Origin of the sequence: Exiguobacterium sp. SH5S4, from assembly GCF_004337045.1 — a bacterium.
GTDB classification, from domain to species: Bacteria; Bacillota; Bacilli; order Exiguobacteriales; family Exiguobacteriaceae; genus Exiguobacterium; species Exiguobacterium aurantiacum_A.
Genome location: NZ_SJUQ01000004.1, coordinates 93,662 through 108,601, shown reverse-complemented (window position 1 = coordinate 108,601; position 14,940 = coordinate 93,662). Strand labels below are relative to the sequence as shown.

Annotated in this window: 15 protein-coding genes and 2 tRNA genes; 9 read left to right on the top strand and 8 right to left on the bottom strand. The window is 49.2% G+C overall.

Annotation, left to right across the window (positions count from 1 at the left end; translation table 11 throughout):
• The first annotated feature begins 144 nt into the window (after nt 1-144).
• From EVJ32_RS03990 to EVJ32_RS03980, 3 genes are all read left to right on the top strand, one after another.
• Nucleotides 145-1,830, top strand: coding sequence for a formate--tetrahydrofolate ligase (locus EVJ32_RS03990; protein ID WP_070328882.1), 1,686 nt, complete (start codon nt 145-147; stop codon nt 1,828-1,830).
• Between the two features lie 25 nt (nt 1,831-1,855).
• Nucleotides 1,856-2,758, top strand: coding sequence for an alpha/beta fold hydrolase (locus EVJ32_RS03985; RefSeq protein ID WP_131456812.1), 903 nt, complete (start codon nt 1,856-1,858; stop codon nt 2,756-2,758).
• 193 nt (nt 2,759-2,951) lie between these two features.
• On the top strand, nt 2,952-6,101 hold the full coding sequence (locus tag EVJ32_RS03980) for an SH3 domain-containing protein (protein ID WP_131456810.1): 3,150 nt from the start codon (nt 2,952-2,954) through the stop codon (nt 6,099-6,101).
• A 40-nt stretch (nt 6,102-6,141) separates the two neighbouring features.
• On the opposite strand, the gene EVJ32_RS03975 is transcribed toward EVJ32_RS03980, so the two are convergent.
• Genes EVJ32_RS03975 through EVJ32_RS03965 form a run of 3 tightly spaced genes read right to left on the bottom strand, consistent with a single transcriptional unit; the run spans nt 6,142 to nt 7,468 of the window.
• The gene (locus EVJ32_RS03975) at nt 6,142-6,555 is read right to left on the bottom strand and encodes a hypothetical protein (protein ID WP_070328880.1); all 414 of its coding nucleotides are present in this window, start codon (nt 6,553-6,555) and stop codon (nt 6,142-6,144) included.
• Nucleotides 6,552-7,106, bottom strand: a complete 555-nt coding sequence (locus tag EVJ32_RS03970) for a hypothetical protein (protein ID WP_131456808.1) — start codon at nt 7,104-7,106, stop codon at nt 6,552-6,554. Before EVJ32_RS03970 ends, EVJ32_RS03975 begins: the two co-directional genes overlap by 4 nt.
• 2 nt (nt 7,107-7,108) lie before the next feature.
• On the bottom strand, nt 7,109-7,468 hold the full coding sequence (locus EVJ32_RS03965) for a hypothetical protein (protein WP_131456806.1): 360 nt from the start codon (nt 7,466-7,468) through the stop codon (nt 7,109-7,111).
• 128 nt (nt 7,469-7,596) lie between these two features.
• On the opposite strand from EVJ32_RS03965, the gene EVJ32_RS03960 reads away from it, so the two are divergent.
• The 4 genes from EVJ32_RS03960 (at nt 7,597) to EVJ32_RS03945 (ending at nt 9,332) form a co-directional block, all read left to right on the top strand.
• Nucleotides 7,597-7,670, top strand: a tRNA-Gly gene (locus tag EVJ32_RS03960).
• A 25-nt stretch (nt 7,671-7,695) separates the two neighbouring features.
• Nucleotides 7,696-7,769: transfer RNA gene (locus EVJ32_RS03955), tRNA-Gly, on the top strand.
• Between the two features lie 163 nt (nt 7,770-7,932).
• On the top strand, nt 7,933-8,733 hold the full coding sequence (locus EVJ32_RS03950; RefSeq protein WP_131456804.1) for an MBL fold metallo-hydrolase: 801 nt from the start codon (nt 7,933-7,935) through the stop codon (nt 8,731-8,733).
• A 392-nt stretch (nt 8,734-9,125) separates the two neighbouring features.
• Entirely contained in the window at nt 9,126-9,332 is a 207-nt protein-coding gene (locus EVJ32_RS03945; RefSeq protein ID WP_016508383.1) for a DUF3006 domain-containing protein, read from the top strand.
• A 41-nt stretch (nt 9,333-9,373) separates the two neighbouring features.
• On the opposite strand, the gene EVJ32_RS03940 is transcribed toward EVJ32_RS03945, so the two are convergent.
• Nucleotides 9,374-9,928, bottom strand: coding sequence for a TlpA family protein disulfide reductase (locus EVJ32_RS03940; RefSeq protein ID WP_131441137.1), 555 nt, complete (start codon nt 9,926-9,928; stop codon nt 9,374-9,376).
• Nucleotides 9,929-10,003: 75 nt separating this feature from the next.
• On the opposite strand from EVJ32_RS03940, the gene EVJ32_RS03935 reads away from it, so the two are divergent.
• A complete protein-coding gene (locus EVJ32_RS03935) occupies nt 10,004-10,855 on the top strand; it encodes an aldose 1-epimerase family protein (RefSeq protein WP_236639477.1) in 852 nt (283 codons plus the stop codon).
• A 36-nt stretch (nt 10,856-10,891) separates the two neighbouring features.
• On the opposite strand, the gene EVJ32_RS03930 is transcribed toward EVJ32_RS03935, so the two are convergent.
• The 3 genes from EVJ32_RS03930 to EVJ32_RS03920 all read right to left on the bottom strand — a co-directional run bounded on the left by EVJ32_RS03930 (nt 10,892) and on the right by EVJ32_RS03920 (nt 13,137).
• Nucleotides 10,892-11,110 (bottom strand): PspC domain-containing protein, encoded by a 219-nt coding sequence (locus EVJ32_RS03930; protein WP_016508377.1) that lies wholly within the window; start codon nt 11,108-11,110, stop codon nt 10,892-10,894.
• A gap of 28 nt (nt 11,111-11,138) precedes the next feature.
• A complete protein-coding gene (locus tag EVJ32_RS03925; protein ID WP_131456800.1) occupies nt 11,139-11,843 on the bottom strand; it encodes an SDR family oxidoreductase in 705 nt (234 codons plus the stop codon).
• Nucleotides 11,844-11,922: 79 nt separating this feature from the next.
• Complete coding sequence (locus tag EVJ32_RS03920; RefSeq protein WP_131456797.1) at nt 11,923-13,137, bottom strand: LCP family protein; 1,215 nt, start codon at nt 13,135-13,137, stop codon at nt 11,923-11,925.
• Nucleotides 13,138-13,339: 202 nt separating this feature from the next.
• On the opposite strand from EVJ32_RS03920, the gene EVJ32_RS03915 reads away from it, so the two are divergent.
• The gene (locus tag EVJ32_RS03915) at nt 13,340-14,254 is read left to right on the top strand and encodes a hypothetical protein (protein WP_131456795.1); all 915 of its coding nucleotides are present in this window, start codon (nt 13,340-13,342) and stop codon (nt 14,252-14,254) included.
• A gap of 175 nt (nt 14,255-14,429) precedes the next feature.
• Here the strand turns inward: EVJ32_RS03915 and EVJ32_RS03910 are convergent, their stop codons facing one another.
• Nucleotides 14,430-14,651 (bottom strand): hypothetical protein, encoded by a 222-nt coding sequence (locus EVJ32_RS03910; protein ID WP_236635972.1) that lies wholly within the window; start codon nt 14,649-14,651, stop codon nt 14,430-14,432.
• Between the last annotated feature and the right edge of the window lie 289 nt (nt 14,652-14,940).

Below are 14,940 nucleotides of genomic sequence, written 5' to 3'. Positions count from 1 at the left end.
TGCAGAACTGATGCGTTATGATAAAGTCAATGACAATACGAACGAGCCAGTTTATATTAGAGAAACGATCCGAATTATGGCTCGAATCACGAATGAATCAAACATAATACTAGTAAAACGTTCGAAAGTGGAGGGAATTTATACATGACGACAATCAAACCGTTATCTGACTTAGCAATCGCCCAACAAGCGGACATGCTCCCAATCAAGCAAATTGCTGAAAAGCTCGGCCTACAAGAAGATGATCTCGACCTATACGGGAAATACAAAGCAAAACTGTCGTTCGATTTGCTCGAACAAGTGAAGACCCGAGCAGACGGCAAGCTCGTCCTCGTCACAGCCATCAATCCGACGCCCGCCGGAGAAGGAAAATCGACGGTCACCGTCGGACTCGGTCAAGCGTTGAACCGACTCGATAAACAAGCGATCGTCTGTCTCCGCGAGCCGTCACTCGGCCCGACGATGGGGCTAAAAGGCGGAGCGGCCGGCGGCGGATTCAGCCAAGTCTTGCCGATGGAAGACATCAACCTCCACTTCACGGGTGACATGCACGCTATCACGTCAGCCCACAACACGATCAGCGCCATGCTCGACAACCATCTTCATCAAGGCAACGATCTAAAAATCGACGTTCGGAAAATTGTCTGGAAGCGCGTCCTTGACTTGAACGACCGCGCCCTTCGCCACGTGACGGTCGGACTTGGCGGAGCCGCACACGGTGTCCCGCGCGAAGACGGTTTTGACATCACCGTCGCCTCAGAAATTATGGCGATCCTTTGCCTCGCCGATTCGCTCGCTGATCTAGAGGCTCGTATCAAGCGGATCGTCGTCGCCTACGACTTCGATAATGAACCCGTCACGGCTGAACAGATTGGTGCGGCCGGTGCGGCCACACTCTTACTGAAAGAGGCGTTCAAGCCAAACTTGGTCCAAACACTTGAACAGACCCCGGCTCTCGTCCATGGCGGCCCGTTCGCGAACATCGCTCACGGCTGTAACTCGCTCATCGCGACAAAGACTGCCTTGAAGCTCGGCGAATACGTCGTCACCGAGGCCGGCTTCGGAGCTGATCTTGGCGCCGAGAAGTTCTGTCATATTAAATCGCGTATCGGCAACTTAAGTCCTGATGCGGTCGTCCTCGTGGCGACAGTCCGCGCGTTGAAGATGCATGGTGGTGTCGCCAAAGACCAACTCCACATCGAAAACGTCGAGGCCGTCACAAAAGGCATGGAGTTGCTCGCCAAACATGTCGACACGATGACAAAGCTCGGTTTACCAACCATCGTTGCCTTGAACCGCTTTAATTCAGATTCGATCGCAGAGCTCGACACTGTGCTCGACTGGTGCGAAACGCATCAAATCCGCGTCGCCCTCAGCGAAGTTTGGGCGAGCGGCGGACAAGGCGGACAAGCACTTGCCGAGGCCGTCATCGAGACAGTCGAGTCGAACGAAGCCATGCTCACACCACTTTACGAGCTGACTGATTCGATCGAACAGAAGATTACGACGATTGCCCGAGAAGTTTACGGAGCGGCCGGCGTCACGTTCACCGCTACGGCGAAAAAGCAAATGGCTCAAATTAAAGCGAACGGATGGGACGATTTGCCGATCTGTATGGCCAAAACACCGTTCTCACTATCCGACGATCCGACAAAACTCGGATACGTTCAAGGATTCACGGTAACCGTACGAGAGTTGAAACCGTCGGTCGGTGCCGGCTTCCTCGTCGCTTTGACGGGTAACGTCTTGACGATGCCAGGACTGCCAAAACATCCAGCCGCTCTCAACATGGGCATCGACGAGACAGGTAAGGCCATCGGATTGTTTTAATCCACACGACAACGGAGGGATGACTTTGGACGTCATTGAGCACACGTACGCAGACGGGTACCGCACGCACGTATTGCATGTCCCGGCAACGAACCCGATTGGAAATTGTTTCTTGTTTCACGGCATGCTTGAACATCACGGCAGGTATGTCGAATTCGCCGACTTTATGGCAACAACTGGATTTAACGTTTTTGTTTGCGATCTTCGCGGAGCTGGAAAATCGGCGCGTGCTCAATCCACATACGCTCACTTACTTCCAAAAGAAGGATTTGACCAAATGGTCGAAGACGCTACCGCATTGATCGGTCACTACCAAAATGATTTGCCAACGTTTGTAATCGGGCATAGTTTCGGTTCTTTGCTCGTCCGTCGTCTCGGTCAGATCATGGGTCATAACCTAGCCGGCATCGTCGCCATTTCACCGCCTCCCGGCTCTGGTTTCGTCGGCCAGATCGGGCTTTACGCCATCGGGTCGGCAATTCGTATGAAAGGGAGTGATTACCACTCTCGCTTGTTCGAACGCCTCTTGTTCGGGCGCTACAATTTAAAATTCTTCCCCGCCAAGACGGAGAACGATTGGATTTCTAGCGTCCCGGAAGAAGTGGCCTCTTACCGCAGCGACTCGGACTGCGGCGGTATCCCGACACTCGGTTACTTATATGAAGTAGCTAGCGCTTCGCTAGAGGTCACATCCCTCGCCCGTATCCATGAACATCCGAAGACGCTCCCGATCCTCTTCGTCGCCGGAACCGACGACCCGGTCGTACACGACGGGGAAGGGTTGAAAGGGATTGTTCGAAACTATCAGGCAGCGGAAGTCGAACTGACGGTGTTGTCTTACGACAACGCGCGTCACGAAGTGCTCCGCGAACGGCAACGCGACGAAGTGTGGACCGATATAAGCGGTTGGCTCTTGCGCAACCTTTAAGCTAAGACATGGAAAAACTTCCTATTAAATGGAGGTTTTTTTATTTTTACATTTTAAACCAACGACTTTCTAATTCATTTACCTTTTTTGAAATTTTTCATCTTCTTTCCATTTTTTAAGTGCGCTATACTTAGACCGCGCACTACGAAGAACACTTATAGATTGAAGTATATGGAATGAAAGGGGTAACACATTGAAACCAACTATTACACGACTGAGCGCGGCCGTCCTCATCTCTAGCACAGTATTGAGCATGATTGGACCGACCGAGTCATATGCAGCAACATACGAAGGCACGGTGAATACCTCTATTTTGAACGTCCGGTCGTCTACATCAACTTCGTCAGCGATCGTCGGCAAGTTGACAAAAGGAACTGCTGTACAAGTTTATTCGACAAGCAACAACTGGGCCCAAATCGAGTTTCAAGGTCAAAAGCGCTACGTTTCTTCCTCGTACTTAACGTTGAAGTCTACCGTCACGAAAGCGGCAACAGCTAAAACGTATACAGCTAATGCGACCGTCAATATGCGTTCGGCGATGACAACGAGCGCTTCAATCGTTACAACGATTCCAAAAGGTGCGACCGTGACATACATGTCGACGCACGGGGCGACCGGATCATGGTTCAAAGTCACATACGGCGGGAAAACTGGCTATGTGGCTCAACGCTACTTCTCTCAAGTAGAAGGCGGAACCGTGGCACCCCAAGCGAACCCGACCTATAGTACGACAACAAACACGACGATGCATAGTTCGATGATTTCAACGTCCCCGACCCTGATTGCGATCCCGAAAGGTGCGACCGTTACATATATATCGACGCACGGCGCGACTGGATCATGGTTCAAAGTCACATACGGCGGGAAAACTGGCTATGTGGCTCAACGCTACTTCTCTCAAGTAGGAGGCGGAACCGTGGCACCCCAAGCGAACCCGACCCATAGTACGACAACAAACACGACGATGCATAGTTCGATGATTTCAACGTCCCCGACCCTGATTGCGATCCCGAAAGGTGCGAAAGTAACGTTCCTCTCGGAGCACGGCGCGACCGGGTCATGGGCCAAAGTGACATACAGCGGGAAGACCGGATATGTCGCGAAACGGAACTTGCAGCCGCTCGTGACAGTCGAACCGACAACGATGTACGTCAAATCGACATCAAGTATTTTCAATTCGATGTCGACTTCAAGAAAAGTAGTAGGCACACTTCAAATCGCGACAAGCGTTAAATTGATCTCGACACACGGTGCGACCGGGTCTTGGGCGAAAGTCGCAGCCGGCTCGTTGACAGGTTACGTACCGATGCGGAACTTATCTGAGTCACAAGTCGCGGAACAGGTCACACCTTACTACGCTAAACAGACGGCGACGATGTACGCTTCAACTTCGACGCGCGGAAGCGTCCTTCAAACGATCCCGGTCGGTGCAAAAGTCGATCAGCTGTCGGCTCACGGTGCAACGGGCTCATGGTTTAAAGTTCGTTACGCGAACACGACTGGGTATGTCGCAGCACGTGATTTTTCATTGACTGCTCCCAAGCCACAAGTAGCAACACCATACTACGCCCAGCGAACGGTGCCAATGTTTTCATCGATGACTGCGTCCCGTACGACGCTTCAAGATATTCCAGTCGGTACAAAAGTCGATCAACTGGCGGCTCATGGTGCAACTGGCTCTTGGTTTGAAATCCGTTATAACAACAAAATCGGATATGTAGCAGCACGAGACTTCGCATTGACGGCACCTTCGACATCAACTGAGCAATATGGTCCTGAGCGCGAAGTACAGGTTGTGACAGATGGTAGCCCACTTAACATTCGTAGTAGACCTGAAACAGGAGCTATTATCGGCACACTCTCAAATCAATCAATTGTTAACGTAAAACCGATTGTCGGTAGCAACTGGGGACTTGTTTCATTCTCGTTGAATGGAAAAGTTACGAACGGTTATATCTCGCTTACATTCACGAAGCCTTACACCCCACCAACACCGGGTACTAAAGAAACTGTGATCAACCATACAACTTACGCATATCCATTATCATCTATGGTCTCTAAACAAAGAAGTTTATCGGCACAATCAGACACTCACCGTACCGCACCAGCTTACGTACCTAAATCATTAATCACGCCTGGTAAAGCACATGAAATTATCACAATCAAACTACAATATTTAAAATCAAGTGCCTCGGCAACTGCTACAAACATCGCTAGTCTTCCGGCTCAAACACAAATCGAGTTATTAGAGACTCAAAAAATCGGGACAACTACGTGGCAAAAAGTGAAACACGGTTCGTTAATCGGATATGTGAACGCTACTGATACTGCTCCGACTGGAATTATTAACTCAACAGAGCTCATTACGGCACAGTTCCAGTATTTGAAATCATCAGCATCTGCATCTGCAGTTAATTTAAGTTCTCTCTCGGCCAACACTAAGCTCGAGTACCTTGAAACTCAAAAAGTAGGAGTGGCCACTTGGTATAAAGTGAAACACGGTACGATGACTGGATATGTGAACGCTACTTCCAATATCGGAAGCGTAAATGTATTCCAGACAACATCTATGACAGCTCATAAATTTGGTGCTATTAATCCGCGGGAAGTAGTAGCGATTTTAGGTGAAGCAAATCAATATTACTCGATTCGTTATAACCGTCCTGTCGGCTTTAATATCCGTGTATTCGATCAATCTTGGCGCCTTGCGACAGATGAGGAAATTATTCGTCAAGTTTCTCCTAATTCCTATGCTGCTGCATCACGAGAGTACCTACAGTTTCTTGATTTATCCCTAAGCGCCAATGTATCAAGTTCTACATTGAATAAGACCCTTGTCGGAAGAGGCATTCTTACAGGCCAAGGACAAGCATTTATTGATGCCTCACGGTTGTATAATGTAAACGAAATCTACCTAGTGGCTCATGCATTACTTGAAACCGCTCAAGGTAAGTCCCCCCTCGCTATTGGAACGCTTGTGTCAAGTGTAGATGGAAAAGCTGTAACACCTCGAACGGTATACAACATGTATGGAATCGGAGCTATTGATGGGAATGCTCATGTAAAAGGTGCAGAACGAGCCTACAAAGAAGGATGGTTCACACCCGAAGACGCCATTATTGGCGGCGCAAAATTTATTGGTCAATCCTATATCAATCATCCAACGAATAAACGTAATACATTGTATAAAATGCGTTTCGATCCAAATGTACAGAGTTTGGCAGAGACAAGACAATACGCTACAGACATTGGTTGGGCAACAAAGCAAACAGCAAGAATGTATGAAATTTATCAACAGCTTGATTCGTACAAAACTTTCTTCGACGTACCAAAGTTCCAATAACGAACAAGAGACACGAGCCAACTTGGCTTCGTGTCTCTTTTCATGTCCATTCGATCGAATCGACGATTGCTTCGATCTCTAACTTTTCATCCGTCTTCTTGTCGGCGACGTACGTCAAAAACAACAGCCGCTTCCCGTCCGTGAGCGACCAGACGTCCAAATACATGTCGTCTTCAATCCCGCTCGCGTAAGCCGTCGTCATGCCGCCCGATTGATCCGTCACGCTCGGTGCGACTTTAATGTCGATCGGGAACTCCCCTAAAAAGGTGTTCAGTTCCTGCAGCGCCGCATCTTCAGGGGCCTGGGCCTCCTCTGCTTCATAGATAGACATTTGAAGCGTGCCTTGCGCATCTTCCTCCACCGAATAGAAGCTGACGTGATCCTCTTCTTCATTGTATTCATAGTGCTCTGGGTAGGATAAACGAAGCCACCCGTCGATTTCGTATTCTTTCATGCTAATTGCTCCTTCGTTTTCTTGAATGTCAGGCCGGTGACCATTTTGGCTTGCAGCGCATATTTGAGCCGCTCCGTCACGTAAAGGCGTTGGCTGTTTCGATCTTGGGCGATCATATGTCCGCATAAATCCATCCGAACGGTTTGTCGGGACAGAAAGTAGAGACGATCCTCGCTTAACGGCCGATATTCACCGGAATCCTCGAGGTGCTCGATCTCAAATCGGCGTAAGACGTTGAGCGCGCAATAGTGGTCGGTCTTGCCGGTACTCGTATGCAGTTCAACCCGGACGAGCTGGATGTCGTACGGACATAGGTTCATAAAGATGGGTCCGATTCGTTCGTGGATAAGCAAGACGCCCATATCCGTTTCAATCAAATCGGGTAACGCCCCTGCGTCTTGGGAGATGCTCAAGACGACATAGGGTCGTTCAGTCGGTGCGAGCAGTTCCCCTTTAAAAAAGCGGAACCGTTGGATGCCGGTCAATACGCGGGCCCGCCAAGCGTTGCCACGGGCTTCGGCTTCAATCCGATACAGTCGTTCTCGACTCACGACTACTCCCCCTTCAATTGTTTGAGCGCTTCGACGAATCGTTCCCACTCTTGATCGTCGCAGACGACCTTACTTTCAATTCCCCATTCTTCCTCGATTTTCAAACGTACCTCGTTCGTTTCAACGTGGCGCGTGAGATGCAGCGCTCCGATTTGAACGAACATCGGCTCGATGACCAACGTCTCGGTCGGTGAACTGACCCATTTTAGGCGATCTGTCCGTAAAACCACATGCCACATCAACTCATGCCGCACCGAGAACGTCCATTGACGGAGCGTTACAGTTTGTTCGACTTGTTTCGCCTGGCTCATCATGCGAAACCCTTCACTCATCATCTTCAAATAAGATTTTCGTTCGCTCATGCCCGACCCACTCCCCTCTTCTATTATCTTAGCAAGACCACCTATCCGCCACAACTAATGTTTTTTCGAAAAAGGGTTTGCAAAGGTTAAATCGTGTGCTATTATATTACCGTAACGTTAAGCGTTTCGCGGGTGTAGTTTAATGGTAAAACCTCAGCCTTCCAAGCTGATGACGAGAGTTCGATTCTCTTCACCCGCTCCAATTTTTAAATCGTATACTTGAATGTGCGGGTGTAGTTTAATGGTAAAACCTCAGCCTTCCAAGCTGATGACGAGAGTTCGATTCTCTTCACCCGCTCCAATTTCCGACATATTCGCGAGGCTTAACTCGCACACATAACCACATGGTGCACACCATGTAACGAGCAGGAAGTCATTCGACTTTCTGCTCTTTTGTTTTTTGACGTCACGCTTAAATGCGACCGATTCGGGAAAAGAATTGAAGATATGAAGGAGGGATCACCATGATTCAAGTCCGCCTGCAACCATTTACCGTTTATGAGAGTGCTTTAATGCGAACCACGTCGACTTTGATCGACACTGAAGACAGCCTCATCTTAATCGACCCGAACTGGTTGCCAGAAGAAGTTGCGACCATCCATCGCGACATCGAATTGAAGCGACAAGGTAAGAAATTGTACGTCATTTATACGCACCAGCACTATGACCATATCATCGGCGCTTACGCTTTCCCTGATGCGACCGTGATTGCTTCAAAAGCGTTCGTCGAAACAGACGCCAGCGCCCAACTTGAAGAGATTAAAACGTTCTACGAACAGTATTACATCGACCGCCCGATTCAAAAGCCGGTCGTCGACATCATCATCTCCGAAGACAGTACGGTCGAGCTCGGCGCTACCCCGATCACGTTCTACTTGACGCCAGGACATGAAGCGACCCATATGTCACTCATTGTCGAACCGTTGCGTCTGCTCGTGTGCGGTGATTACGGATCGAACATCGAACCACCGTTCATCGAGCACGACGCGGAAGCGTATCTCGAATCGCTTCAAAAACTTCAATCCGCCGTCTACGAACACGAGATCCGTTGGCTCATACCCGGCCACGGCGACCTATGTGATGACCGCAGTAAAATGATTGAGCGACTCAGCGCTGCCGAAGAATATATCCTCGCTTTGCCTGAAGAACGCGTCTGGTCCCCGCTTTGGCCTGAGCACGCCTTTTTTAACCGGGTTCACGAACGCAATCGAAAACACGTCGAACAAAAAGAGCATGAGCGCGAGGCACGCCAACGCGACTATTGACGCAAAAAAATCGCAACGTCTCCCCAAGACGTTGCGATCCCCCTATGTAAACCTATTTCTTTGTGATGCGTTCTGAACGGACCGTGAACATACGGTCAATCCCATAAATCGTCACTCCGGTAAGAGCGAGCAATCCGATCATAGCTGATGAAAACATTGACCATACCCCCATTGTTCACAAATTCGTCATAATCACCCCGTGCCTTCATTATAGAAGAAAACATTTCGAAAAGAAAGCGTTTTCTTCAAACTTTCTTCACAATTGACGATCATTGTTTACTTCTCCTTCGTTTGTGTAGCAACATTCAAATATGTGTAGGTTTTATGGAATGTGGGAATACACTCTATAAGAATAAAAGAGATAGAAAGCTGTTCGCTGAGGAGGAAGAGGCATGATCAAATACGGCACGCTGGTGCGAGTCGAAGGGAAGTACGCCGTGTTGCGTTGGAACAACGGCTCAAGTTTTATCCCACGACGATTCTTGCCATCAGAAGCACGGGTTGGCGATACGATCATTCGAGATAACCACCATTATTATCTTGAAGAAGACATGACACCGAATTTCGACGCGCTCATCAAACAACATTATAAAAAGTAAACAAAGACAGACCGGTTCTCTTCCAGTCTGTCTTTGTACGTTCATTTTGTCTGTTCGCGTAACCAGTTAAAGTCGACCGGACCGACTTGTTTGGCTGTGATCACACCGTCCGGACCGACGACATACGTTGTCGGCAAAGCGACGACGCGGTACGTCTTCTCCACCGTGCCCGCTTCGTCCAATAATACCGGGAAGCTGACCGGGACTTCTTTCAAAAACGCCTCGACGTCTTGTCTGCCGCGTCGCTCATTTTTCGTGACATTCACCCCGAGCACCGGAATCCCGGTTTCTTCGCCGAACTCGATCAATTCCGGCAGTTCTTCGCGGCAAGGCGGGCACCACGATGCCCAGAAGTTTAAGACGACTTGCTGTCCTGCGTACGCATCAAGTGCCAACGTTTCCCCTTCGATTGTCTCCAGTTCGAAGGCGGGCGCGCGTTGACCGATCTCGAGACCACCGAGAACCGTGTCGTCCGTCGCGACACGTTCAGTCTGTTCGCTCGCTTGACTCGCCTTGTATTCGTCATACCCTTTATAGCCCAGACCGGCGATCAGTCCCGCCATAATCAATCCAATAGCCAGTTTATGAAATCGCATCATTTACCCCTTGTTCTCTGTCCTATTCATTTCTAAACTTAACTTATCACATTCACTCAAAGGAGCGGAACTATCGTGCAACTTCACAATGAAAAAGTCAGTATCACTTTGAAAGCGCAAGGCGCGGAAATGACGAGTTGGAAAGTCGACGGGACCGAGCTACTCTGGCAAGGCGACCCTACGTATTGGGGACGCCAAGCCCCAATTTTATTCCCGTTCGTCGGACGGTTGTTGGATGACCGTTACTTATATGATGGCTTGACGTATACGATGAGCCAACACGGATTCGCTCGCGATGAGACGTTCGAAGTCGCAGAATCGTCTGATACACACGTCCGCTTCGTTCTCCGTGACTCGGTCGAGACACGGAAACACTATCCGTTCCCGTTCGAACTTCAGGTGGACTATCGACTGATCGGCGAGGAATTGAACGTGACATACCGCGTCCGAAACAACGGCGACGAGGTGTTACCGTTCAGCATCGGTGGACACCCTGCCTTCAATATCCCGTTCGCGGGCGGGGTGTTCGAAGAGTATACAATCGATTTCGGTGAGACGCGCTCACTTGATCGCTTATTGTTAGAGGGTCCTTATTTGACCGGCGCCTATCAACCGCTCGGCGAACGCCGCTACATCCCGCTCTCGCATCACTTGTTCGACCAAGACGCTTTAATTTTCGAAAATGTCGAGTATGCCGCACTGCGCCACCAACCGAGCGGTCGCGCCATCGTCATGGAGTGCCCGACATTCACCCATTTCGGGATTTGGTCACCGCCTCAGTCTGACGCCCCGTTCGCCTGCCTCGAACCTTGGTTCGGTCATGCCGATTATAAAGGACATCGTAAAGACATCCGCCAAAAAGATGATATGCAGTTGCTCGCACCGAACGAAACGTTCGAAGCGACTTACACGCTCTATACGGAATAAAAAAACGTGCTGACCTCATTGGTCAGCACGTTTTCGTTAGAAGCGGCTTTCTTGTTCCGCCTCATACTCTGAAGGCGGTTTTTTCATGACGATTGCGAGCACGATATAAATTAACAAGCCTGGTCCGCCGAATAAGGCGAGTACGACGAAGATGATCCGCATCAACGTCACGTCTACTCCGAGGTACTTCCCGAGCCCCGAGCAAACTCCTGCTATCATTTGGTCAGACGGATCTTTGTACAGTTTTCGTTCCATCAAGACACCTTCTCCTTCATTTTTTCGGTCATCGTTGTGGTCGACGAAGTGTCGTTCTTCCAGCTGTCGCGGCTTCGCCTCGACTATCAAAATCGAGTGCATCGTTGATCGGTGTACTACCCGATCTAATTTCAATCCGGCGTCCGTACAAGCCCCGATTATCGAGCGAGGCAGCAATGACTGTTGCGACGTCCGTCTCGGAAATCGTGGCGCCTGAGGCGTCACTTAAGTCTTCTGAAGCTTCGATCGACCCTTTTCCAGGTCCATCTATAATTGCCACTGGGCAAATGATCGTGTAGTTCAAGCCGCTATGTTCGATATACTCATCGGCCGCATTATTCGCAGACAAGAAGTTGTAATGTTCTTTCGGGCCCGCGTCTGGTCGATCGGCACCGTATGCGCTTAGTAAGACCACGTGACGGACGCGCTCTTTTTTAGCGGCGTCAATCGCTTTCATCGCGACGTTCCGGTCAAGCAGTTCAATCTCTTTGCTCGTGCCTTCAGCACCTGCTGTCGCAGCGACGATGACGGCGTCTTGGCCAGCGGTCGCCTCGTGAATCTTTTTATCAAGCTCTTTTTCAACATCGACGGTGAGCACGCGCGCACCCATTTTTTCGTACTCTGCTTGCAGTTCAGGATAACGAATTAAAGCGGTCACGTGATGCGTTTTCGCTAAACTTTTCAAGACACGTCTACCGATCTTTCCTGTTGCTCCAATGACTAAAACTTTCATTCAAATTTCCCTCCTCAAAAGAGTAGTTCATTTGATTAAAATTCCTCTTTCCGTACGGAATCAAACCCGTTTCGCAAAATTATCTCACAGTTCCCCACATCGTTAAGTCGAGCGCGTCACGAATCGATTGGACGCTCTCTTCATTCGGTTGGTAATAGTAGATGTTGTCAATGTACGCATCTTGTCCGTTGACTTGAAGTTTGTTCACTTCGGGTTGAAGCATCATCGTGAGGCCAACCGACGCCATTTGCAGCGGATTCATTTCGAGCCCCATCTCATCTTTCATAAAACTGTACGTGGCCGGGATCTTCGACCATCCGGCCGGGCTTACCAACTTGTCGGCCACTGCCGACATGACCTCGGTTTGGCGACTTGAACGGGCACCGTCTGTATCCGATTTACGATGTCGCGCGTAGGCGAGCGCCATATCCCCGTCCATCGAATACGATACACCTTCCGTGTATTCATACGTTTGATTAAACCCCTTTTCGCTGAACGAATGGGTGGCCGTGATGTTCACTCCGCCGACGACGTCGATCAATTCCATAAACGTCTCGAACGTGATGACGACTTGACCGTCGACCGAAGCCTCGGTCAATCCTTCGACTGCACCGACCGTACACTCCGCGCCTCCATAAGCGAAGGCATGGGTAATCTTATCGCCTTCCCGCTCAGGTTCACAAGGGATCGCCGTATACGTATCTCGTGGAATCGATACGTTTTGAACGGTCCGCGAACGCGGGACGAACTCCATCAGCTGGAGCGAATCGGTTCGTGAACCGGACACTGATTCGCCGACACGGGCGTCACTGCCCATGACTAAGAACGTAACTGGGTTTGATGCCATATAACCGACCCCGATCACGAGGAGCAACAGGACGAGCAAGAGCTTTCCTTTCCAACTTCGGCGCTTGCGCTTGTCTTTTGGCGGCTTTTGTTTCGGCGGTATGCTGCTTTGCTGCTTCGGAACACGCTCTTTTGTGTCATGAGAGCGAGGTTCTCGCTTGTCCTCACGCTTATGGCGCTTCGCTTTTTTCCCGAACGGCATCTTCAGTTTAGGTGCCTGAACCTTCCGTTTTCGATTATTGTTCGTCTCGGTCCGTTTTTCATCGGAACGATCTAAAAATGGATGGTCTTGTCCTTCCGCTTGCTTCGACTCTGGTGAAGGGCGAATCACTTCGTCTTCCGCCTCGACCGGATTCACTTGTTCATCGTGAGACAGTTCTTCTAGCCGCTCGCGTTCTAATTCACGTCTGCGTCGTTCGACACGTGAGAGTTGTTGATCGTCATTCATATGATGTACCTCTATAGTTTAGATTTTCCTACATTATCATCGACAAACTCTATTCTGACAACGGTTAGCGCAAAAATCCGTCTTAAGCATGAGACACGAGGATTGTTTTAAATGAAAAGCGGGAAAGGAATAATAATCGGTGTCTGCCTATAAACGAGACATGGCAGACCGTTCGATGTCCTTTTGAAGGGAGGGAGAGCTAATGCGCATCGGGAAGCTCCGCATGTTACTTGAACAGTACGGAGAGACGACTCTTCGCGATTTAGTCGTCGAAATGTACCGAAACACCCCTAAAGCCGTTATCGAAGAAAAAGATATGGATTACATGATTAGTCAGTTCACTCGTTACAAAGAACAAAAATCGTCAGACGAGCGACATTCGCTCTCGCAGACAGTAATCCTCGCTGAACGCTTCGTAGAATTGGCTTACGATCACCTCTACTTGCTGCCAAATCAAATCATGAGCGAACGCGATCAAAAGAATTGGTATATACACGCCAAGAAAATCATTCGTGACTTATCGTATTACGCCGAAGATGATGCAGAGGCACGGACGATGTATGAGGAAATGTTTTTACTCTTGTCCTCTTCGGCAGGAGAAGAGCCGCTATTTTCAACAAGTGACCCGTTTCGACTGCTGAAACTCTCGCAAACCACGATGCTCACTCAATTGATTCATTACTATCAACTCGACGCCCCCACCTCCGACGTGTGGATCGATCGTTCTTTGTACACGGCGCTCCACGTCCCGAAAGATGTTGACTCGACACGAGTCGACTTACTCTCTACACTTCTCGAGCAACCCTACACTTCGTTTGAGTGGAATCTATTCCATCAACGCCTCATCACACTTTGTGAACGGACACTTGCCAAAGCCCCGTCCGATGACAGTGCACTTGAGGACTATCAGGCACTTAAAATGCTTGAACTCGAACTCCTCGTTGAGCGCGGACAATTGTCAGAAGCTGAACGGAAGTTGTTTTCTGAGTATATCCCGTTCTTCTCACACCGTTCAGAGCCGTTCAAAGTGTATGTCAATATGCTCGAGAGCCGCGGCCATTCTGATGAGACGAAACGACTTCGCCGGCTTGCCAAAGAGAAACGTATCAACTTATAAAAAAAGGGAGTCAACCGACGGCGTCGGTTGACTCCAAAACATGATATGAACGAGGGGTGTTCATCTGAAAAGAGGAGTGGAAGTTGGTGCAGAACTTCCTTCCTACATAAATAGTATAAAAGATATTTGAAACCGCTTCCGGGATAGTTATTGCAGTTTTGTGAACGTTTTCACGTTAATCGATCGCGTTAATAATGCCTAACCCGATTACTGACAACAAAACGATTAAAACGAAAATAAACACCATCTCATTTGGTGACCGGAACCCTTCGTATAACTCGACCTGTTCTTCAACGATGACATTGTCATGGACTACAATCGGTTCAGTCTCGGCAAGAGCCGTGGCCGGGACGCCGACCAATAGCAACGCCAACCATAAACTTATTACGTATCGCATATCATACTCCTGTCGTTTTTTCTCACTGACAGTATAGCACGTCTCTCTCGCTTCGACCCATTCGTTTCTCCTCTCCCCCCGGAAAAGTTTAACAAATCTCACAGCCCCTTCGTTGCTCTAAACTTCCTCGTTCCGACACGGATCACCCTTCGATAAAATGCTCATTCTAAAGCCATTTCCCTCACCATTCCCCTTTAAAAACCTGACTTTCCACGTGTTAAAACAGTAATCAAACATGATGAATGTTCATAAAATGAACACGACATTTTTCAATTGGTAGCCCTTACAA